The following is a 20438-nucleotide window of genomic DNA, read 5'->3' on the forward strand; positions in this document are numbered from 1 at the left end:
GGAGTTGTCTGCTCAGGGCCACCAGCCGCATTCGGCCAATGGCCGCCCCCGCAAAACCGAAAGCGGGGCACCCGAAGGCGCCCCGAAGTCCAAACAGTGAGTGATGGACGGCTCAGACCGCCTTGTAGACCACGCCATCCTCTTCGGCGGAGCCGATGACAGTCCAGACCGTGGCATGACCCGCCGAGGGGTTGCGGAACCAGTGTTTGCGGCCCGCCGGGGTCTTGACCAGATCGCGCGGTCCCAGTTCCACTTCGACGGTTTCGCCGTTCTCTTCCCAACCCACGATCAGTGCACCTTCAAGCACCATCATCGCGTCTTCGACCGGCCGGGTGAAAGCCTGCACGCCGGTACGGCTTGGCACGCCCCACATTTCCTTGCGGCAACTGTCGTTGGCGATCCCCCCCTCACCGACGTAAACCTTGCGGGTGAACCCGGCCTCTTCCCAGATCGTCGGCGCCTCGGTGTGTCGGATCACGTATTGGCCCATCAGTTGCTGCAACTCATGCGCCCCATTGCGATCAAAGCGCATGGTTTTGCCGGGCTGCGCGCCAAAGCTGCGGGCCAGTTCCGGTGCGTGTTCCTTGGGGTGATAGTGGTATTTCGGCGGCAGCGGTTTGCCCACATCGACCGAAATCGACATCAGCACCGGTTCGGGCCCGTCCACGCGAAACCCGTGGCCAACCTCGCGCGCGTTCAGGATCATGTCCTTGGGACCAAGGTTGACCTCGACCACCTCGCCGTCCTTTTCCCAGCCGACGATCAGCGCACCGTCGATGATGAGAAAGCTCTCTTCGATCTCGTGACTGTGGCAGGCGGCGTATTTGCCGTGCTCCTTGTAAATCAGCGACAGGGTGAAATGGTCAGGTTTCATCGTCGAGGTATCGCCCACCTTGGGCGATCCCCCTGCCCCGATATAGCGCATCTGCGCCCGCGCCAGATCCGGGAAACCGGCGTTCGAAGGAAAGGCGTTCCAGTCGAACTGTTTGTCGGTAAAGCGCCCGGTATGCGCCGAAAGCTCGGCCGCAAGAGTGGATTGGCTGTCGGTCTTGATGTTCATCTGTGCATCCTCATGTCGTGTCGCGCCGAAATTCGATGCCTGATGGCTAGCAAATTCGCGTTTTACATCCTATACAGCGTTTTATGGACAAAACACCCACAGCCAACACCCGCCTCGATCCGGCACAGGATCGCTATCTTGTGCCCGGCCTCATGCGCGGGTTGGAGGTGCTGACCGCCTTTACCCTCGAACGGCGGGAAATGTCCTTGTCCGAGATCGCGCGAGAGATCGGGCAAAGCCGTTCCGCCGCCTTTCGCAGCGTCTATACACTGGCTCAGATGGGGTATCTGCTGCATGACGAGGCACGAAAGACCTATGCCTTGGGGCCAGCGGTCATGCGGCTGGGCTTTGGCTATCTTGCCACGCGCGAACTGGTCGAAATCGCCCTGCCGGAACTGGAGCGGCTGCGCGATGAAACCGATTGGTCCACCCATCTTGGCGTGCGCGACGGGGCGCTGGTCCTGTACATGCTGCGGGTGCCCAGCCGGCTGGGCCTTGGCAGTATCGTCCACGTGGGCAGCCGCCTGCCCGCCGCCAGCACGACGATGGGGCGCGTTCTGCTGGCGGATCTGGACGAAGAGACGCTGATCGCGCTCTATCGGCATCAGGGCGAAAACCGCGCCAACCGTTACTCGGCCCCGAACATGCCGGACCTGATGGCACGCTGGCGTGCCGACCGGGCGAGCGGCACCGTCATCCAGATCGGCAGCTTCGAGGCCGGGATCACCTCGGCCGCCGCGCCCCTGCGCGATCTGTCCGGCAAAACCGTGGCCGCGATCAACGTCACCAGCGCTTCGGAGGACCGGCGCGAGGTGCCCGCAGAGGTCCGGCATGCGCTGGAAGACACGGCAGGCCGCATCTCTCGCCTGCTCGGGAACTAAAAACGCCGCCCGGAGAGCCTCCGGACGGCGCAAGACAACAACCGCGGGCGGGATCAGTCGCTGATCGCGCCTTCCTCGTCGCGGCGCTGGTGCATCTTGGCCTTGACCCGTGCCCCGATGATCAGCGGCAGGATAAAGCCGATGATCGCCACGGCCCACAGACCGATGGACAGCGGGCTGTCGATCAAAGTGGTCCAGTCGCCATTGTCGATGGTCACCGCGCGGCGCAGGTTGTTTTCCATCGAATTGCCCAGAAGCGTCCCAAGGATAATCGGCACCAGCGGCACGTCCAGCTTGCGCAGCACCCAGCCCATGACGCCAAAACCGATCATCACCAGCAGGTCGAAGGTCGATCCGGAAATGCCATAAATCCCGACAAAGCTGACCATCGCCACGATAGGCATCAGGATCCGGCTGGGGATCATCAGCACGCGGGTGAACAGGCCCACCATGGGGATGTTCATCGCCAGCAGCATGAAGTTCGCGATAAACAGCGCCGCGATCAGGCCCCAGACCACATCCGGGTTCTGTGTGAACAAAAGCGGCCCCGGCGTGATGTTTAGCGCCAGCAGAACCGCCAGCAGAACCGCCGTCGTACCGGACCCCGGCACACCCAGCGCCAGCATCGGCACCAAGGCCCCCCCGGCGGCGGCATTGTTGCCCGCCTCGGGCGCGGCCACGCCGCGCGGATCGCCAGTGCCAAAAGTGCCGTCCTTGTCCACCAGACGCTTTTCCATCGAATACGAGATGAACGACCCAAGTGAGGCCCCCGCCCCCGGCAACACCCCGGCGATGAAGCCAAGGAAAGAGGTGCGCAGCATGGTCGGCGTGGTTTCCTTGATCATCGACATCGGCGGATAAAGTTTGCCCACGGTGATCTTCTTGCCTTCGGCATCGGACCCGCCATGACGGTGCTCAAGAAAGATGAACACCTCGGACAGGGCAAACAGCCCGACGATGGCCACAAGGAAATCCAACCCGTCATACAGGTGCACTTCGCCAAAGGTGAAGCGCGGCACGCCGGTCTGGGTATCGACGCCGATGGTGGCAAGCCCAAGACCCAGGGCCGCGGCAAAGGCCGACTTTGCCTGATTGGTCGAGGACACGCCGCCCAGCGTCATGAAGGCCAGCGCGAACAGTGCGAAATATTCAGCCGGTCCGAACAGCAGTGCGATCTTGACCAGTTGCGGTGCCAGCAGGATCAGGCCCCATGTCGCAAGGAAAGCGCCCACAAAGGATGCGATCCCGGAGAGCGAAAGCGCCTCGCCCGCAAGGCCTTTTTTCGCCATCGGATGCCCGTCCAGACAGGTCATCATGGCCGGTTCGTCGCCGGGGATATTCAGCAGGATCGAACTGATCCGCCCGCCATACATGGCCCCGTAATAGACCGAGGTCAGCAGGATCAGCGAGGGTGTTGCCCCCAGCCCCATGGTAAAGGCCAGCGGGATCAGGATGGCCACGCCGTTCGACGGGCCCAGCCCCGGCAAGGCGCCCATGACGGTGCCAAGGAAACAGCCCAACAAGGCCAGCAGCAGGTTCTGCCAGGTCAGGGCGATGACGAAACCGTCACCAAGTGAAGACAGGAGTTCCATGGATGCGCCCTCAGAAACCCAGCGGACCCTTGGCCAGCGACAGGCCAAGAACCAGGTGGAAAATGACATAGATGCCGACGGAGGTGCCGACGCCCACGGCCACCGACTCCAGCGGCGAGGATCCCAGTCGCCACGCGAGGTAGGCCGCGGCAAAAGCCGTCGCAATGACGAAACCGGCAACCGACAGCATCTCGGCATAGAGGATCATGACGATCACGGCAGCGCCGACTTCGACCAGCCGGCCCAGTGCGGGCCATTGCGGTTCGGCGTCCGGGCGCAGAACGATGGCCAGACTCGACAGGCCGAGAATACCGGCGATGATCATGGGGAAGGCCTTTGGGCCGACGGCATCCGAAAGAAAGCTTTCCTCGATCGCAAGCGCAGCAAAGACATAGCCGATGGCGAGGATCATGCCGACGACGCCGAAGATACGATCGCTCATGGCGGATCTCCTATCTTGGGGGTCTGTTAAAGAGCGGGCGCCGCACGATCCGCGCGGCGCCCTTTGTCAGAAACGCACCCGGCGCTTACTTGATGATGCCGATATCGCGGGAGATCGACTGGATCTGCGCGACCGACCCGGCCACGAATTCCTGGAAGGCGGCACCTTGCAGGTCCAGCGGAGCCAGACCATTGGCGGCCATGACCTCTTTCCATTCGTCCGAGGCATAGAGATCGCCGATCTTCGAGACCCATGCGTCATAGGCTTCGTCGCTCATGCCACCGGGGGCGTAAAACCCGCGCCAGTTGGCACCGATGGCGTCAATGCCCTGTTCCTTGGCTGTCGGGAAATCGGCAAATTCACCGTCCAGACGCTCAGGCGACAGGATCGCGATGACCTTGATGTCGCCGCTGTCGACAAAGCCTTTGGCCTCGGAGATGTCGCCGGTAAAGGCCTGCACCGAACCAGCCAAAAGCTGGGTCACGGCCTCGCCGCCGCCGTCAAAAGCGATGTATTTGACCGACCGAACGTCGCTGATGCCATAGGCATTGGCAGCGATCAGCACCTTCAGGTGGTCCCAGCCGCCCACGGCCGAACCGCCAGCAACGGAAATCGAGGTCGGGTCAGCCTTGATTTGGTCCAGCAGCGCAGGCAGCGTGTCGATCTCGCTGTCGGCGGAAACTGCGATCACGCCGTAATCCGCGCCGATGGCGGCCAGCCAGCGCACCTGATCCATGGTGTTGCCCGGGTAGGCCCCCTGCGCAAGGCGGGTCGCCGTGGCGGACGATGCCGCAACGATCAGGTCGTTGTCATCGCCACGCTTGTTGACCACTTCGGCGAAGGCAACGCCGCCGCCGCCACCAGCGAGGTTCACGACCTGCATGGTCTTTTCGATCAGGCCAAGATCCTGAAGCGACTTGCCGACCTGACGGCAAGTAAAGTCCCAACCGCCGCCGGGGTTCGCCGGCGCGATGCATTCGGGGTTTTCCTGTGCCGAGGCCACGACGGTGGACAGCGACAGGATGACAGCGGCGACAGCGCCGCGGGTTGCGGTGAATTTCATGTAGTCCTCCAACTCTCTGGCCGGGCGCTCCTCCGCGCCCGCCCCCTCCCCGCAGGTCGGATGACTGCTGCACCCTTTTCCGCGAGTTGCGGATGTGTAACGAATGAAACTGTCATCAACCTGTCAGCCATTGGACGGAATGACAGCAAGGGAGGCCGCGGACCCATGCGCGTGCTCATGATCGAAGACACCGAAGACCTTGCCGAGGGCGTGATCCGCCAGTTGGCACGCGCCGGCGTGGTCTGTGACCTTGCACCCGACATCGAATCCGCGCGGGATTTCAACGCGGTGCAAAGCTATGATGCCCTGATCCTGGATATCAACCTGCCGGACGGGTCCGGTCTTGGCTATCTGCGGTCGATCCGCAGGGAAGGTGACAGGACACCGGTCCTGATGCTGACCGCTCTGGCCGATGTGGACGACCGGGTGACCGCGCTGGACGCCGGGGCGGATGACTATCTCAGCAAACCGTTCGATCAGCGCGAACTGGAAGCCCGCCTGCGCGCCCTTGTCCGCCGCGAGGCCGACCGCAAGGCGCAGGAAATCACACTGGGCGCACTGATCTACGCGCCCAGCGACCGCAGCGCGGCCCTGAACGGCAGACGGCTGGACCTGACACGGCGCGAAGCCGCGCTGCTGGACGCACTGATCCGCCATCAGGGGCAATACCTGTCCAAACAACGGCTCTACGACTCGCTCTATGGTTTCGATGACGCGGATGTGGGGGTGAACGCAATCGAGCTCTACATCGCGCGACTGCGCAAGAAATTCGCTGGCAGCGGCGTCGGCATCGCCACCCAGCGCGGTGTCGGCTACCGGATCGGTCTTGATGGCTGAGGCCCGGGTCAGGCGCAGCCTAGTCACCCGCGTGCTGGGGGCCGTCCTGTTGATCCTGCTGCTGGGCGGTTTGCTGGTCGCGGGATCAACATGGTGGAACGGACGCTCTGCCGCGCGGCAGGCCTATGACCGCATCCTGCTGGGCGCGGCCAGCGACATCGCGGAATCCATCCGCATCCAGAACGGCGCGCCGCTGGTGGACCTGCCGGTGTCCGCCTTTCAATTGCTGGCGCAGGCCCCCGATGACCGCATCCACTATGTCGTGCACGGGCCCGATGGCGGTTTCATCACCGGGCTGGACGAGACCACGACCATCGCGGCACCAGCACGCGACGGCATCACGCCGGATTACTTCGATGCACGGATGCAGGGAGAGCCCGCGCGTTTTGTCCGGGTGACACGCCTGTTCGCGGAAAGGGATTATTCCGGTGCGGTCGAGGTGATGGTGGGTCAGACGCTGCGTGCCCGCCGCGCCATGACACGGGAACTGATGCTGGACGCGCTGTGGCCCATGGGGCTGGCCGGTCTGGTCCTGCTGGTCATGTCATGGTTCGTGATCCGCTCGGCGCTGCGGCCACTCGAAGCCATTTCGGCAGATCTGGCGCGGCGCGACCCCAATGACCTTGTCCCGATCCCAACCGATCGCCTGCCCGGGGAATTGCAGGTGATGCTGGGTGCCATGAACCGGTTCATGGGACGGCTGGACCGGCAGGTGGAGTCCATGCGCAACCTTATTTCGGACACCGCGCACCAGTTGCGCACCCCGGTGGCGGCGATCCGGGTGCAGGCCGAGGCCGCGCTTTCCGAAGCCGGGGACCAAAGCCAAAGCGCGGCGCTGGACCGATTGCTGGCCCGCAGCCGGTCGCTGGGGCGGTTGCTGGATCAGCTCTTGTCCCGCGCCATGGTCATTCACCGCACCGACAGCGCGCCGCGCCGCCCGGTCGACCTGCGCGAGATCGCCTTGGAAATCATCGAGCGTGACGAACATCAGGCGCTTGCGCCCGGCGTCGAAGTTCGGCTGGACATCAGCGACGCGCCGGTGATCGTGATGGCCGACGCCTTTTCGCTGGGCGAGGCCGCAAAGAACCTGCTGGCCAATGCGCTGCGCCACGGGCGCCCCCCCATCACCATCGGGGCCGATCAGGACAAGGAACGCGCCGCAATCTGGGTCCGCGACAGCGGCGAAGGTCCGGCACCGGATGTCGCCGCGCGCATGGGGGACCGCTTCAACCGCGACCGCGCTTCGGGCGAAAGCGGCACCGGGCTGGGTCTCTCGATTGTCACCTCTGTGGCTTCGGCCTTTGACGGAACGGTCGAAATGCAGCGCGACGATCAGGGTTTTCGCGCGGCGTTGATCCTGCCCGCCGCCGCCACCGAGGTGGGGGCATGACGCGGCCCATATTCATCTGCGCCATTGTGCTGTGCCTGTCGCTGATTGCGGGCAGCGGCCACGCCCAAGAGGCGACCACCCGGATCGGCGACGGCCCGACCCGCATCCTGCTGCGGTCAACCACGGATATTGCGATCATCCGTCCGGTGATCCGCGCCTTTGCCGATCAGAACCCCGATCTGTCGGTCGCCTATGAGCAATGGGGATCAAACGCGCTGTTCGCGCAAAGCCGCGCCGCCTGCCGGGGCGAGGCTCTGCCCGCCGATGCGATCCTGTCCTCGGCGGTGCAACACATGGTCTGGCTGGTCAATGCCGCCTGCGCGCATCCCTATCAATCCACCGGAACGGCGGCCCTGCCCGGCGCCCGCCGGTGGCGCAATGAACTGTGGGGGATCACCACGGAACCGGCTGTGATCGTCTACAACAAGCAGGCCATCGCCGGTGCCGATGTGCCTCGCAGCCGGTTTGCCCTGCTTGACGCAATGCGGACACGTCCCGAAACACTGCAAGGGCGCATCGCAACCTATGACATCGGCGCCTCGGGGCTGGGCTATCTTTTTGCCTATGCCGACAGCCTTGAAGCCACCAGCTTTGGCGCGCTGCTCGAAGGGTTCTCGCGCGTTGGTGCCGTCGCCACCTGCTGTTCGGCCGAAATCATCCAGAGCGTCGCCGAGGGGCGGCACCTCATCGCCTACAACGTGTTGGGGTCCTATGTCCTCAGTGCGCAACGCCCCGAGATCGGCTTTATCCTGCCCGAGGATTACACCCTGCTGCTGTCGCGCGCCTTTATGATCCCGAAACAGGCCGCCCATCCGCAGGCGGCCGAACGTCTGCTGGATTTCCTCGTTTCCCCCGAGGGGCAAGACCGTCTGGCCGCTGTCGGCCTTGTCAGCCAGATCGACGATGCGGAAAACGGGCTTGCGCCCAGCGCGCGGCGGTTCATCCCCTTGTCGCCTGCCTTGCTGGTCGCGATGGATCGCAACCGGCGGGCCGCGCTGTTCACGATCTGGGACGACGCCTTTGACCGGGAAATCGGCCCCTAACGGGCGGCGGCGGACTGTGTCGGATAGGTGATCGTGACGCTGTCTTCGGCAAAATCGTCAAAAGATTTGCGCCATGCCACGTCGGGCCAAACCAGATCGACCTGACGCTGAAGGGGGCGATAGGCTGCCGTGTACAAGGTGCCGAACCCGCGGTCGAAGGCCAGAGAATACAGTGGTGGCTTGAGAAAGGCGCCGACGAATTTCTCTTGCGTTTCAGGGTGCAGCGACAGCCGTTGCAAGAGATAGCGTTCCCGCTCAACCGTCGCGGTCACGCGCGCATGGCTGCGCCATTCAACCCGTTCCTGATGGTTTGTCGCCACCGCCGCATGGGTCAGCAGCGGTGGACGGTCCGGGGCAAGATAAGCCGTCACAAAGTCCCGCTGGGCATCCAGAACGGTGACGTTATAGCTCATGTGGCAGGGCACGCGCTCAAGGATCTCGCGCGCCTCGGCGGTCGTCGTGCAGGTTTGCAGAATATAGCGCAGGATCAGAGGCACGCCGAACCCCTCTCCCGCGGCCAGCCGCCCGCCAAAGGTCAGCGAGGCCACAAGGCCGGCGTCATTCATGCCGTCCACCAACCCGAACAGCCCGTCCGATGTGCCGATCACCCTGCGGCCTTGCCACGCGGTCTTGAGCAGGATGGCATCCACCGCCCGCTGATCGTAATCGTAATTGCGCACCAACAGGGGGGCATCGCCGGACCAGATTGCCTGGCTGCACCCGGTCAGATAGCGTGGCGGGCAATAAACGCTGAGAAACCGCGCCTCCATATCGCCGCCACCGGCCAATTCGCACAGTTTGTCATAGATCGGCATCAGCTCGGGCATATGCGTCTGCAAGGCCTTGCGGCATTCCAGATAAGTTGGCCGCCCGGCCAGCCCCTCGCGCGCCCACCAGCGCAGGTAGGCATCCCGGTACTCGGCAAAAAGCGCGGCCCACTTGGGGCCCGGCTGGCTTTCCGAGATCGCTCTGAAGGTGATCATTCCGTCTTCTGCGCCGAAACGCACCCCGTGGCAAGAGCGCCCGCAGGACCGTTGCGCGCCGCGCCGATCACCACCAAACCCCGGATCAAACCGCCCTTGCGCACAGGCCCGGTCATGGTGGTGTCAACCGCCCGAACAGGCGGAACGAAACCTCTGGCGCCGTGACGGACAGGCTCCAGTGCGTGAAACTGTCCGCCATGACGCAGTGATTTCCTTCGCCTGACAGGATCAGTTCGCCCGTCGCGCCATCGGCGGCGGCAAAGGCCCCAGTGGCGGCAACAGGCAACACCAGCCGCCATTCATGCAGCAAGACCGGCATCACGCCGTCCGGGTCCGGGCGAGGATCGACCGCCCGCCGGTCCATAGAGGACGGCAAGGTCAGACGGAGTGTTCCGGTCGCCTCTGCCCCTTCAGCCTTCAGGTCCAGCGTCCAGAATGCCTCGCCCAGAGTGAACACCACGCCATAGGCCAACGCAGGGTCCTGAACGCCCTGCACACAATCGGCACCGCAGGCCGACATATACAGTCCAGCCCGCGCCGCCGGTTGCAACATGGCCAGTTCCTCGGCCTCGTAGGCCGAGATCGGACCGCTGCTGGTCAATCGGACGCCGGGATCGGTGCAACAGGCACAGGACCAAGCCTTGGTGGCGATCACGCCAACAAGACAGCCGATCAGCAACGGAACGCGAAGATTGGTCATGACACAGATGAAACCCGGAACGCGGGCGGACCGGCGGGCCAAGCCAACGCCCGGCCCGCCGCGACCCTTACATGATCTTGAACGCCGGGTCCTGAAAGCTCTGCGCCGAGGGCAGAGGCCGGGCGGAATAGGCCCCCTTGATCCCTGCGATCCATTGTTTCGCTTTCGAGGTCAGCTGGAAGCTCTTGGTCATCGAACGTCCGCGCGTGACAAGGATGCCAAGGTCGGCCCCTTCATAGCGATAATCGCCCACGTTCGAAATCCGCAAGAAAAACGCCTCGTCTTCGGTTTCGACCGCGCGGCGGTGATAATCGAAACGGTCAAAGACCACCCGCCCGTCGGGCAGCATTTTATAAATACCCGACTGCGGGGCCTGCGTGATGATGTCGACGTTATCTTCGGTGTGCTTGATGACCATCTGGCTCCACGAGTCGATCATGTCCGGATCGGCCCAACGCGCGTTCAGTTCATCCACATCCAGGTTGAAGGCCTTTTTCGAGAACTCCAGCAAGTGGAACAGGAACAGCGGCGCATCGGCATGGGCAAAGGCCGCATGGTTTGTCATGGACGACGCCCCGGTGATGCGCGGGTTCAGCTCGCCCAGCCAGATGTCGTCGTTTTTCTTGTCGATCAGGAAATCCAGTTCGAAGTAACCGCGATAGCCTTCCTTGCGGAGCTGTTCGCCAAACTGGAAGGTAAGTTCGCGGGCCTTCTGGCGTTGCTTGGGCGAAAAGGCGGTCGAAAAGATCTCGTTCCCGCACCAGCCGCCGCGATAGGGCGTCAGTTCCTTGAAGCCGACCAGTTCCGTCATCAGCGGCCCGACGATGGTGCCTTGCGAGGTCGCGCAGGCCTCGATCGCTGATCCGCGGCAGTCGATCCGCTTCATGATCTTGATCTCGCCCTCGCCCACGATCTCATGTTCATGTTTGCGGAAATCCGCCTCGGACTTGATGAAAAACGTGGTGTGACCACTGTCCCCAAAGGCCGATTGCAGCACCAGATCGTTGCCCAGGCCGGCCTTTTCGCACAGGTCTTGCAGGTGGGCGTAATCCTTGACCTCGGACAGGGTGTTGGGCACCGACGGCACGCCCGCCTTGTTGCCGACCCGCACGGTTTCGATCTTGTTGTCCATCGACTGGCGCAGCTTGGCCTTGGGGAACCAGACCTCTCCGCCCAGTTCCTTGGCCAGCTTCTCGGTCTTTTCGTCGAACATCAGGAAAACGAATTTCGGTTTCCCGCCACGCGATTTGACGTAGTCGACCACCTCCTTGTGTTGCAGGAGATAGTTGTTGATGTCCTCGATCGACTGGAATTCGTCATGGGGCAATTCCGACGGACACAGTACATTCGGATGCCGCCCGTCGAAACAGTCCATATAGCAGATATACTTGAAGTTCTTGACCCACTCATCCAGCCCGAGAAGGTTGAAGTTGGTCGCCGAAACGAAATAGATCGGATCCTGGTTGGTGTGAAAATACCTGCGGATCTCCGAGATATTTGCCAGTGTCTTCTTCGGCATGGTTCAACCCTCTCCCTTGGATTTCTTCATGAGCGCCTCAAGCGCTTCCTTGGTGAACACGCGCAGGCCAAGATCGTGGCGGTATCCGTGGATTTCGCTGACATCCAGCGCCTGCATGAAGGACATGATTTCCTTGCTGATGACCTGACCCGGCACAAGGATCGGGAACCCCGGCGGGTAGGGAATGATGAAACTGGAAGACACCAGTTCCTTGCCCTCTTTCAGTTGCGCCATCGTCTCGTCGAGCGAAAGATAGTCACAGTTGTTCTCGTCGTAGGACAGGAAAAAGGCAGACCGGATGTCCCCTTCGGGTGTTTCATCGCAGTGGCGAAAGGCATCGTGAAAGCGGCTGAAATCCGGCAGGGGCGGCACATGTTCGATCAGCGCGGACACGCGGTTTTCGAACGAGCGCTTTTCCATCCGCGATGCATCGTCCAACAGATCGTCCAATTCATTCGCGATTTCGACCAGTACCTCGATCAGATAAGCGACAGAGGATCGCGTGGTGCCGATGTTCGTCATGAACAGCACCGTATTGCGCGAGGTCTTGTTGATCTGGATCCCGTATTTATCCATCAGGATCTTGGTCTTGAACGTGTCGCCGTCCCAGCCGGTGCCGCCCACCGCAAGCGTGATCCGTGTCGGGTCCAGCACAAATTCGTCCTGGTTCCAGACGTTCCATTTGTCGACCCAGCCATGGTTGGGGTCGAAATAGCTTTCGATCCCGCTTTCACGGTAATCTTCGGGGATCATGTCCTTGGCGGTCAGAACCCGGAAATACTTTTGCAGCAACGGGTGTGAATGGATCGCCCGACGGATCGACATGGCGCTTTCCACCTGCCGTTGGACAAATTCGAACCCTTCCAGTTCGACCTGTCGCCGCCCCACGTCCAGCGAGGCGATGATCTGGTAGTTCGGGCTGGTCGAGGTATGGGTCATATAGGCTTCGTGAAAGCTCTGCTCGACCTCGCCTTTGAAATCCTGGTCATTGACGTGGATCATCGACCCCTGCCGCAACGAGGTCAGCGTCTTGTGCGTGGACTGCGTGGAATAGGCCCTGACCCGCGCATCGGGCGGCGGCACCAACCGGGTGTTCAGCCAGCTCTCTTCGTCCGCATCCGCCAGTTCCGCCTGTTGCTTTTCCCAAGCCGCCGCGGCCTCGGGGGTGCGCAGGCTTTCACGCAGAGTATTGGCAACCCCCATCGCCGTGCGCTGACGGTATGTCGGATTGAAGCGCGCAAAGGCGAACCATGCCTCATCCCATAGAAAGATCAGGTCTTTCTTGATCGCAAGGCATTCCTCCATCACGCGCTGGACGTTGTAGACCAACCCGTCGAAGGTACAATTCGTCAGCAGGACCATGCGCACACGGTCCAGCTTGCCCGCCTCTTTCAGTTTCAGCAGCGTATGTTTGATCTCGCGCAGCGGCACCGCGCCGTACATCGAGTATTCATGCAGCGGATAGCTGTCCATGTAGACGACATTCGCCCCGGCCAGCACCATGCCGTAGTGGTGGGATTTGTGACAATCTCGGTCGACCAGCACGATGTCCCCGGGCCGCACCAGCGATTGCACGACGATCTTGTTGCAGGTCGAGGTGCCATTGGTGGCAAAGAACGTGTGCTTCGAGCCAAAAGCCCGCGCCGCCATGTCCTGCGCTTCCTTGATCGGGCCGCGCGGTTCCAGCAGACTGTCCAGCCCGCCCGATGTGGCAGATGTTTCAGCCAGAAAGATGTTGGGGCCGTAAAAGGCACCCATGTCCTGAATCCAATGGGACCGGCTGATCGATTTGCCCCGGCTGATCGGCATGGCGTGAAAAACGCCGGTCGGCTGGCGAGAATACTCCTTGAGCGCGGTAAAGAAGGGCGTCTTGTAGCGCCGGGCGACGCCGCGCAGGATATTCAGGTGCAGTTCGAGAAAGTCCTCCTGATTGTAGAAAACCCGGCGGCACCGGCCCAGATCCAGCCCTGCGATGTCCTCTGCCGAACGGTCCGTGACAAGGTAGGCGTCCAGCTCGGGGCGGATCTTTTCGATCAGCCGACAGGCTTCGGGGCCGTATTCATGCGGCTCCAGCGCATCGACCTCTTCGTTATCGGCAACGCGCGTCAGGTACTGGTTCAGGATCGGCAGTTCATTGCGCGATTTCAGGGTCAGCCCCGGGCGGACCACCACCGCCTGAACGTTGTAGTTGAACAGGATGCCGATCAACGCATCCTCGACCGAGGGCACCACGACCGCTTCATATATGAAGGGGTCTTCGGTCCGGCGCATGCGCTGCAGGCTGTGGCGCAGGAAGCGTTCGTGCTGTTCGGCGGTATCGTCGACGATCAGCACCTCGAAATAAGGCCGCCCCAGCGCGCGCGCCTCGGGCGCCAGCGAGGCTTCGTCTTCGTAGTCCTCGTTGTCGATCTCATCCGCGCCCAGCGGGATGGTGCGCCGCCGGTATGCACCCGAGGCCAGCGCCCGCGCGACGCGGCGCACCGAAACGGACAGATCCTCGATATTGTCGTTGTGCAGCAGACGGCGCAGATGTTCGAAGTTATGCGCGCCGGGAAAGGCCCAGTAGCGTTCGATCGGCTCCAGCGCCTCGAACAGCATTTCGGCCGTAGCGCGCAGTTTCTTGCCCTGCGCGCCTGCTCCGCCGTGGCGGTGCAGACCTTCGGCTGCCTCGCGCAATGCGCTCCATCGATCCGCGCGCAACTGGGTTGCACTGTAATAGTCCCGGATCGACGGAAGGTTCCCTCCCGAAGATTGCACGTCCATTGTATCGCCTCCCTTCGGAACCGGGAACGTGCCCGGCCCCCTAGTTATTCAGTCGGCTCCCGTCTTGCCGTGGAAAACCGAGAAATTATGCGGCGCCATTTCGGGGCGTTCGACATAGCCGAGCGCCGTGCGCGGATCGACTTCGGCCCTGCCGCGCGTCGAACCCTTGGCGGGCATCTCTAGCGGGCCAAGCGTTTGCAGATAGGCATCGGCCCCGCTTTGCCGGTCATAGATGCTGAAATCCGCATCGCGGTCGCGGAAGCTCTTGAGCACCTGCCCCAGTCCCTTGATGCCGGTTTCACGCTGACGGCGGACCAGATCCATGTCGACCTCGATGGGGAACATGTCCTCTTGGCCCGCGGATTGATGCAGCACCGTGGCAGACGGATCCACCACGCAAGACCGCCCCACCCCACCGGCGGCCAGACCGTTGACGTCAAAGACGTAACACTGGAACTGCGCCGCCGTGGCCCGCGCGATGGCCAGTTCCGCGTCCCGGTCCGTGGTGCCGGTCAGAACCGGATGCAACAGTACCTCGACCCCTTGGCTGGTCAACTGTCGCGTGGTTTCCGGGAACCAGATGTCATAACAGATCGACAGGCCGAAGCGGCCCACTTCGGGAACGTCAAAGACGCAGAACTCGGTCCCCGCCGTGATGCCTGTTTCATACGGTCGGAACGGGAACATCTTGGAGTACTTGGCGACAATCTCGCCCTCAGGGTTGATGACCACCGAGGTGTTGCGGATCTTTCCATCTTCGGTCTTTTCAAACATCGATCCCGGGATCAGCCAGATACCATAGCGTTTGGCATCTTCCTGAAACTGGTACAGCGCGTCATTCGGGAAAGGCTGGGCATAGCGGTCCAGCGGGCCATAGGGGGCCAGTTCCGAAAACAGCACCATCTGCGTCCATGGAAACCGTGCCATAAGCACGTCGATCCTGTGGCGCATGGCCTCGACGTTGGAATGCAGGGCGGCGACGTGCATCTGCACGCCGGCAATCGCGAAAGGCGTCATTCTTTGTTCTCCGAATGCGCAGGATCGGACTGCCCGGCCAATCCCTGCGCGGGTTTTGACATGTTGTCCCGCGTGGCGGGATGCGCTGCTGGATCAGCGCACCACCATCACCGGCCGGTCGGCATGGCGCACGACACGGTCCGCGTTGGACCCCACGAGAAACGTCATCAGTTCGTCGGGCGGATGCGAGGCCATCACGATCACATCCGCATTCACATCGCGCCCGGCCTTGACGATTGTTTCGGGCACATGACCGTGCCCCACATGGGGCGCGGTATTGGTGCCGTCGGGCACGTTCTGGGCGATGAACGCCTCGATATCGGTTTCCATCTTCTGAAGCGCCTTTTCCTCGAAACCTGCCGGCAGGTAAGAGGCTATCGAGGCCGCACCAAGGTCATGCACGATACCCAGCACGTGCAAGCGCCCGCTTTCACCGCACAGGCGCAGCGCCATGGGCAACGCCTTTTCCCAGGATGCCGGGTGGTTCAGGTCGATTGGCAACAGGACATTCTTGAACATCTTGCCCTCCTTCAAGCCGTGGCCGGAGCCGGTTGGACCCGGCGCCGCTGCATGAACACCACCAGCGCCAGCAACAGGATGGCCGGGATGAACATCAGGTATTTCGACGGTTGCGGCGCGGGCGACAGGATCTCGACAACCTCCTGATCCCAGTCCAGCCCCGCCTCGGCGGCGGCACTGCCAAAGGCCACGTTGTCGATCATGATCTTGCCGCCGTTGTCGATGTACTCGATCCCTGTCGACAGCAGCCTGTCGGCCCCGCTGTCGCCTTCGGGCACCTTGAGCGGCGCGGTAAACGTGACCGGATCGCCGACGGCATTCAACCCGCTGACCGTAAGCCTGACCTCGGCCCCCGGATCGGCATCGCCAAAGGCCTGTTCGATCTGTGCCGGGGCCACGTTGTTGAACGGCGGCACGATCATGTCCATCCAGAAACCGGGACGGAAGAAGGTGAAGGCGATCAGCAGCAACAGCACGGTTTCGTGGATCATATTGCGTGCCAGGAACCAGCCCTGCGTCGCCGCCGCGAAGAGCAGCATCGCCAATGTCGCTGTTACGAAGACGAATATGCCGTGTATCCAATCCACGTTGATCAGCAACAGATCGGTGTTGAAGATGAACAGGAAAGGCAGCGCGGCGGTCCGCAGGCTGTAGAAGAAGGCCACGACACCGGTGCGGATCGGGTCACCGCCGGACACGGCGGCCGCCGCGAAGGAGGCAAGCCCCACCGGCGGGGTCACATCCGCCATGATGCCGAAGTAGAACACAAAGAGGTGCACGGCGATCAGGGGAACGATCAGACCGTTCTGCTGTCCCAGCGTCACGATCACCGGCGCCAGCAAGGCCGAGACCACGATGTAGTTGGCCGTGGTCGGCAGCCCCATGCCAAGGATCAGCGACAGGATCGCCGTAAGCACGAGAATGGCCATGATATTGCCACCCGAAAGCACCTCGACCACATCGGCCAGCGCCGAACCGACACCGGTCTGGCTGACCGCGCCCACGATGATACCGGCGGTCGCCGTGGCGATCCCGATGCCAATCATGTTCCGCGCCCCGGCTTCCAGCCCTTCGACCAGTTCGCGGAAGCCGTTGCCAACCGCGCCGCCGATGTTCCCCTCGCCCCGGAAGATCGCCTCAAGCGGGCGCTGGGTCACGAGGATAAAGATCATGAAGGCCGCCGCCCAAAAGGCCGAAAGGCCAGGGCTCAGACGGTCGATCATCAGCGCCCAGACCAGAACCACAACCGGCAGAAGGAAATGCAGGCCCGACCGGATCGTCGGCCCCGGCAGCGGCAGCTTGGACACCGGCGCGTTCGGGTCTTCCATCTTGAGCCGATCCTCGCGGCAGGACACCCACAGCAGACCGACATAGATCGCGGCGAGCAGGACAAAGACCACATACCCGGCCGCATCACCAAAGGCGGGGCGGATCCAGCCCATGCCATAATAGACCGCAAAGCTAAGCGCGCAGATCACCGCGATGGTGAAGGCCAGCGACATCAGCCAGGCAACCAGCGGCTTGGGCGCGACGGCGCGCGGCAGGCCCTGCATGTTCGCCTTCATCGCCTCGAGATGTACGATGTAGACCAGCGCGATGTAGGAAATCACCGCAGGCACAAAGGCGTGTTTGACCACGTCAAAATAGGCGATGCCCACGTATTCAACCATCAGGAAGGCCGCGGCCCCCATAACGGGCGGCATGATCTGGCCATTTACCGACGAAGCCACCTCGACCGCGCCAGCCTTTTCCGAAGAAAAGCCGACCCGCTTCATCAACGGGATGGTGAACGTACCGGTGGTGACGACGTTGGCGATGGACGACCCCGAGATCAGGCCCGTCATGGCCGAGGAAACCACCGCCGCCTTGGCCGGACCGCCCCGCATATGGCCCATCAGCGAGAAAGCCACCTGAATAAAATAGTTGCCCGCGCCCGCCTTATCCAAGAGCGACCCGAACAGAACAAAGAGAAAGACGAAAGAGGTCGACACCCCAAGCGCGATGCCAAACACACCCTCGGTGGTGATCCACTGGTGGTTGACGACCTCGGACAGCGAATTGCCCTTGTGGGCAATGATCGAAGGCATCAGCGGGCCAAGGAATGTATAGGCCAAAAAGACCGTCGACACGATCATTAGCGCCGGACCCAGCGCGCGGCGCGTGGCCTCCAGCAGGACCATCAGGCCGATGACGGCAAAGACGAAATCCTGCGAGATCGGCGCACCGACGCGGGTCGCGATGTCACGATAGAAGACAAACAGATACAGCGCCGTCACCGCCCCTGCGATGGCCAGCGCCCATTCCCATGGCGGGATCCGATCCTTGGGCGATCCAAGGACGATCGCGGCCACAACGGCAAGCCCCACAACCGGGATCCACCAAGTCGCGGTGCCTTCTTTGGCGCCGTACATGAAGAGGAAAGTCAAAAGCAGCGGAACGCCCACGCCCAGCGCCAGCTGGAACGGCGACCGCGCTGCCGGATAAGCCAGAAAGGCAAGGAACAACGCCAACGCCAGATGGATCGACCGCGTTTCCGTATCGTTGAGGATCATGGCGCTGCCAAGATCGCTGATGAAATCGATCTGGCTGCCGTTCATGATGAAGGGGATCGGCGAGGCGATCCAGAGCTGGAACAGGGACCAGAGGATAGCCACGATCATGATGAACTTGGCGATACCGGCCGAAGGCGCCCTGCCCCCGGTATCAGAAGACGCGACGAGTTCGTCGAGTTCTGCCTGGCTCAGCCCGCCCTTGCCGGACGCGGCGTTTTCGACGGCGGCCGCCTCGAATTGCTTGTCGTCGCTCATCTTGATCCCCCTGTTCGTTCCAAGGCCCGCAACTTTTTGTTTTTCGGGCGTACTGGCCATGGCCCCGCCGCGAAGTGCGGGGCCATGGGATGGTTTTTACGAAGCAGGGATCACTCGATCCAGCCGCGCTCGCGGTAGTACTTCTCGGCACCCGGGTGCAGCGGGGCGCTGAGACCGCCCGAGATCATTTCTTCCTCGGTCAGCGAAGCGAAGGCCGGGTGCAGACCCTTGAACCGGTCGAAGTTGTCAAAGACTGCCTTGACCACGGTGTAGACCACGTCATCCGGCACATCGGCCGAGGTGACAAAGGTGGCTTTCACGCCAAAGGTCGTGGTCGGATCGTCGTTGCCCTTGTACAGGCCGCCGGGGATGGTTGCCTTGGCGTAGTAGGGGTTGTCGGCGATCAACTTGTCGATGGCTTCACCGGTGACGTTGACCAGCTTGGCATCGATGGTCGAGGTCGCTTCCTGGATCGAACCGTTGGGGTGACCAACGGTGTAGATGATCGCATCAACCTTGTTGTCGCCCAGTGCGGCGGACTGTTCGGCCGGCTTCAGCTCGGATGCGAGCGCGAAGTCATCCGCCGACTTGCCCATGGCAGCCAGCACAACGTCCATGGTCGCACGCTGGCCGGAACCGGGGTTGCCGACGTTCACGCGCTTGCCGAAGAGGTCTTCGAAGTTGCTGATGCCGGAATCGGCACGGGCCACGACGGTGAAGGGTTCGCCATGCACCGAGAAGACGGCGCGCAGTTTGTCGAACTTTTCACCTTCGAACTGGGACGATCCGTTGTAGGCGTGGAACTGCCAGTCGGACTGGGCAACGCCCATGTCCATGTCGCCTGCCTTGATCGCGTTGATGTTCGCAATCGAGCCACCGGTCGAAGGCGCGGTGCATTTCAGGTTATGATCCGCAGTGCCACGGTTGACGAGACGGCAGATCGACTGCCCCACGACAAAGTAGACACCCGTCTGACCGCCGGTCCCGATCGTGATGAAGCGTTCCTGGGCGGTGGCAACGGTGGCCGACACCGCGAGCGTTGCAGCGATTACCGCTTTGGTGAACTTAGACATTTAAACTCCCTTTCTTGCGCTTTTATTTTCACTACAGGCAAAGCGCTGCCTTTAGTCAGGCTAACAAATTGCCTGCCGGTTTCAAGTTTCGCTCGAATTGACCTACGGGCAACTCTGCCAGAAGGCCGATGATTCTAGCCCGCAGTACGGACCATATCTTGCAGCCTGCTCAAAAGCTTGGCGGTGTACAGGCGCTAACCACTACACATCGCTTTTCGCCGACGTTCCTGAATCGGTGCGGCAGGCGACTGTCGAACAGGTACCCGTCCCCCGGATTGAGCACCCGGATGCTGTTTCCGACGGTGACTTCGACGATTCCCTCGATCACGACGCCTGCTTCCTCGCCGTCGTGTTTCAGCAGGTCAGGCCCGGTATCCGCCCCCGGCGGGTAGGTTTCAAACAACATCTGGAGCGAATGTTTCGACGCGTCCCCGACCTGCCGCAAAGACAACTGCGCGGCCCCTTCCCCAAGGCCAAGATCCTGCGGCGACAGTTCGATGAACTCGTCCCCGGTATAGAAATACTTGGGTTCGCCCTCTTCTTCGACCGCCGAGAAAAATTCGGACATGGTCATGGGAATGGCGTCCAGAAGGCTTTTCAGCGAGGCGACAGAGGGGCTCGACTTGTTCTGTTCAATCAGGGAAATGGCCGCGCTGGTCAGCCCCGCACGAGCCCCGAGATCGCGCTGCGACAGCCCTTTCGATTCCCTGATCGCCCTCAGCCGGCCACCGACATCCATCCACGATTCG

Annotated in this window: 17 protein-coding genes; 4 read left to right on the forward strand and 13 right to left on the reverse strand. The window is 62.2% G+C overall.

Going from position 1 to position 20438, the window contains the following annotated elements:
• Window positions 1–112: 112 nt before the first annotated feature.
• The gene (locus KJP30_RS19305) at window positions 113–1060 is read right to left on the reverse strand and encodes a cupin domain-containing protein (protein ID WP_218451007.1); all 948 of its coding nucleotides are present in this window, start codon (window positions 1058–1060) and stop codon (window positions 113–115) included.
• 83 nt (window positions 1061–1143) lie between these two features.
• On the opposite strand from KJP30_RS19305, the gene KJP30_RS19310 reads away from it, so the two are divergent.
• Entirely contained in the window at window positions 1144–1941 is a 798-nt protein-coding gene (locus KJP30_RS19310) for an IclR family transcriptional regulator (RefSeq protein WP_218451008.1), read from the forward strand.
• A gap of 53 nt (window positions 1942–1994) precedes the next feature.
• Here the strand turns inward: KJP30_RS19310 and KJP30_RS19315 are convergent, their stop codons facing one another.
• From KJP30_RS19315 to KJP30_RS19325, 3 genes are all read right to left on the reverse strand, one after another.
• Window positions 1995–3533 (reverse strand): tripartite tricarboxylate transporter permease, encoded by a 1539-nt coding sequence (locus tag KJP30_RS19315; protein ID WP_218451009.1) that lies wholly within the window; start codon window positions 3531–3533, stop codon window positions 1995–1997.
• A 10-nt stretch (window positions 3534–3543) separates the two neighbouring features.
• The gene (locus KJP30_RS19320; RefSeq protein WP_218451010.1) at window positions 3544–3975 is read right to left on the reverse strand and encodes a tripartite tricarboxylate transporter TctB family protein; all 432 of its coding nucleotides are present in this window, start codon (window positions 3973–3975) and stop codon (window positions 3544–3546) included.
• A gap of 85 nt (window positions 3976–4060) precedes the next feature.
• A complete protein-coding gene (locus KJP30_RS19325) occupies window positions 4061–5038 on the reverse strand; it encodes a Bug family tripartite tricarboxylate transporter substrate binding protein (RefSeq protein WP_218451011.1) in 978 nt (325 codons plus the stop codon).
• 165 nt (window positions 5039–5203) lie between these two features.
• Between KJP30_RS19325 and KJP30_RS19330 the strand changes: the two genes are divergently transcribed.
• Genes KJP30_RS19330 through KJP30_RS19340 form a run of 3 tightly spaced genes read left to right on the forward strand, consistent with a single transcriptional unit; the run spans window position 5204 to window position 8308 of the window.
• A complete protein-coding gene (locus KJP30_RS19330) occupies window positions 5204–5875 on the forward strand; it encodes a response regulator transcription factor (RefSeq protein ID WP_218451012.1) in 672 nt (223 codons plus the stop codon).
• Window positions 5868–7265, forward strand: a complete 1398-nt coding sequence (locus KJP30_RS19335; RefSeq protein ID WP_218451013.1) for a sensor histidine kinase — start codon at window positions 5868–5870, stop codon at window positions 7263–7265. Before KJP30_RS19330 ends, KJP30_RS19335 begins: the two co-directional genes overlap by 8 nt.
• Window positions 7262–8308, forward strand: a complete 1047-nt coding sequence (locus tag KJP30_RS19340) for an ABC transporter substrate-binding protein (RefSeq protein WP_218451014.1) — start codon at window positions 7262–7264, stop codon at window positions 8306–8308. Before KJP30_RS19335 ends, KJP30_RS19340 begins: the two co-directional genes overlap by 4 nt.
• Here KJP30_RS19340 and KJP30_RS19345 read toward each other — a convergent pair.
• The 9 genes from KJP30_RS19345 to KJP30_RS19385 all read right to left on the reverse strand — a co-directional run bounded on the left by KJP30_RS19345 (window position 8305) and on the right by KJP30_RS19385 (window position 20428).
• Window positions 8305–9288, reverse strand: coding sequence for a C45 family autoproteolytic acyltransferase/hydrolase (locus tag KJP30_RS19345; RefSeq protein ID WP_218451222.1), 984 nt, complete (start codon window positions 9286–9288; stop codon window positions 8305–8307). The genes KJP30_RS19340 and KJP30_RS19345 overlap by 4 nt on opposite strands.
• Before the next feature lie 115 nt (window positions 9289–9403).
• Window positions 9404–9991 (reverse strand): hypothetical protein, encoded by a 588-nt coding sequence (locus KJP30_RS19350; RefSeq protein WP_218451015.1) that lies wholly within the window; start codon window positions 9989–9991, stop codon window positions 9404–9406.
• A 67-nt stretch (window positions 9992–10058) separates the two neighbouring features.
• Complete coding sequence (locus KJP30_RS19355) at window positions 10059–11510, reverse strand: biotin carboxylase (protein WP_218451016.1); 1452 nt, start codon at window positions 11508–11510, stop codon at window positions 10059–10061.
• A 3-nt stretch (window positions 11511–11513) separates the two neighbouring features.
• On the reverse strand, window positions 11514–14273 hold the full coding sequence (locus KJP30_RS19360) for an aminotransferase class I/II-fold pyridoxal phosphate-dependent enzyme (protein ID WP_218451017.1): 2760 nt from the start codon (window positions 14271–14273) through the stop codon (window positions 11514–11516).
• A 48-nt stretch (window positions 14274–14321) separates the two neighbouring features.
• A complete protein-coding gene (locus KJP30_RS19365) occupies window positions 14322–15290 on the reverse strand; it encodes a carbon-nitrogen hydrolase family protein (protein WP_218451018.1) in 969 nt (322 codons plus the stop codon).
• Between the two features lie 93 nt (window positions 15291–15383).
• Entirely contained in the window at window positions 15384–15809 is a 426-nt protein-coding gene (locus tag KJP30_RS19370) for a universal stress protein (RefSeq protein WP_218451019.1), read from the reverse strand.
• Between the two features lie 11 nt (window positions 15810–15820).
• Window positions 15821–18616, reverse strand: a complete 2796-nt coding sequence (locus tag KJP30_RS19375) for a TRAP transporter permease (RefSeq protein ID WP_218451020.1) — start codon at window positions 18614–18616, stop codon at window positions 15821–15823.
• Between the two features lie 110 nt (window positions 18617–18726).
• Window positions 18727–19689, reverse strand: coding sequence for a TAXI family TRAP transporter solute-binding subunit (locus KJP30_RS19380; RefSeq protein ID WP_218451021.1), 963 nt, complete (start codon window positions 19687–19689; stop codon window positions 18727–18729).
• Between the two features lie 169 nt (window positions 19690–19858).
• Window positions 19859–20428 (reverse strand): cupin domain-containing protein, encoded by a 570-nt coding sequence (locus KJP30_RS19385; protein WP_218451022.1) that lies wholly within the window; start codon window positions 20426–20428, stop codon window positions 19859–19861.
• Window positions 20429–20438 lie beyond the last annotated feature (10 nt).

The organism is Antarctobacter sediminis (assembly GCF_019218285.1).
Taxonomy (GTDB): domain Bacteria; phylum Pseudomonadota; class Alphaproteobacteria; order Rhodobacterales; family Rhodobacteraceae; genus Antarctobacter; species Antarctobacter sediminis.

What these genes read in the sequence shown, in the direction of transcription:
- KJP30_RS19370 (WP_218451019.1), bottom strand. Translation starts at nt 15,809, where the DNA reads ATGTTCAAGAATGTCCTGTTGCCAATCGACCTGAACCACCCGGCATCC.
- KJP30_RS19385 (WP_218451022.1), bottom strand. Translation starts at nt 20,428, where the DNA reads ATGGATGTCGGTGGCCGGCTGAGGGCGATCAGGGAATCGAAAGGGCTG.
- KJP30_RS19360 (WP_218451017.1), bottom strand. Translation starts at nt 14,273, where the DNA reads ATGGACGTGCAATCTTCGGGAGGGAACCTTCCGTCGATCCGGGACTAT.
- KJP30_RS19365 (WP_218451018.1), bottom strand. Translation starts at nt 15,290, where the DNA reads ATGACGCCTTTCGCGATTGCCGGCGTGCAGATGCACGTCGCCGCCCTG.
- KJP30_RS19305 (WP_218451007.1), bottom strand. Translation starts at nt 1,060, where the DNA reads ATGAACATCAAGACCGACAGCCAATCCACTCTTGCGGCCGAGCTTTCG.
- KJP30_RS19355 (WP_218451016.1), bottom strand. Translation starts at nt 11,510, where the DNA reads ATGCCGAAGAAGACACTGGCAAATATCTCGGAGATCCGCAGGTATTTT.
- KJP30_RS19315 (WP_218451009.1), bottom strand. Translation starts at nt 3,533, where the DNA reads ATGGAACTCCTGTCTTCACTTGGTGACGGTTTCGTCATCGCCCTGACC.
- KJP30_RS19320 (WP_218451010.1), bottom strand. Translation starts at nt 3,975, where the DNA reads ATGAGCGATCGTATCTTCGGCGTCGTCGGCATGATCCTCGCCATCGGC.
- KJP30_RS19325 (WP_218451011.1), bottom strand. Translation starts at nt 5,038, where the DNA reads ATGAAATTCACCGCAACCCGCGGCGCTGTCGCCGCTGTCATCCTGTCG.
- KJP30_RS19335 (WP_218451013.1), top strand. Translation starts at nt 5,868, where the DNA reads ATGGCTGAGGCCCGGGTCAGGCGCAGCCTAGTCACCCGCGTGCTGGGG.
- KJP30_RS19330 (WP_218451012.1), top strand. Translation starts at nt 5,204, where the DNA reads ATGCGCGTGCTCATGATCGAAGACACCGAAGACCTTGCCGAGGGCGTG.
- KJP30_RS19310 (WP_218451008.1), top strand. Translation starts at nt 1,144, where the DNA reads ATGGACAAAACACCCACAGCCAACACCCGCCTCGATCCGGCACAGGAT.
- KJP30_RS19375 (WP_218451020.1), bottom strand. Translation starts at nt 18,616, where the DNA reads ATGAGCGACGACAAGCAATTCGAGGCGGCCGCCGTCGAAAACGCCGCG.
- KJP30_RS19380 (WP_218451021.1), bottom strand. Translation starts at nt 19,689, where the DNA reads ATGTCTAAGTTCACCAAAGCGGTAATCGCTGCAACGCTCGCGGTGTCG.
- KJP30_RS19350 (WP_218451015.1), bottom strand. Translation starts at nt 9,991, where the DNA reads ATGACCAATCTTCGCGTTCCGTTGCTGATCGGCTGTCTTGTTGGCGTG.
- KJP30_RS19340 (WP_218451014.1), top strand. Translation starts at nt 7,262, where the DNA reads ATGACGCGGCCCATATTCATCTGCGCCATTGTGCTGTGCCTGTCGCTG.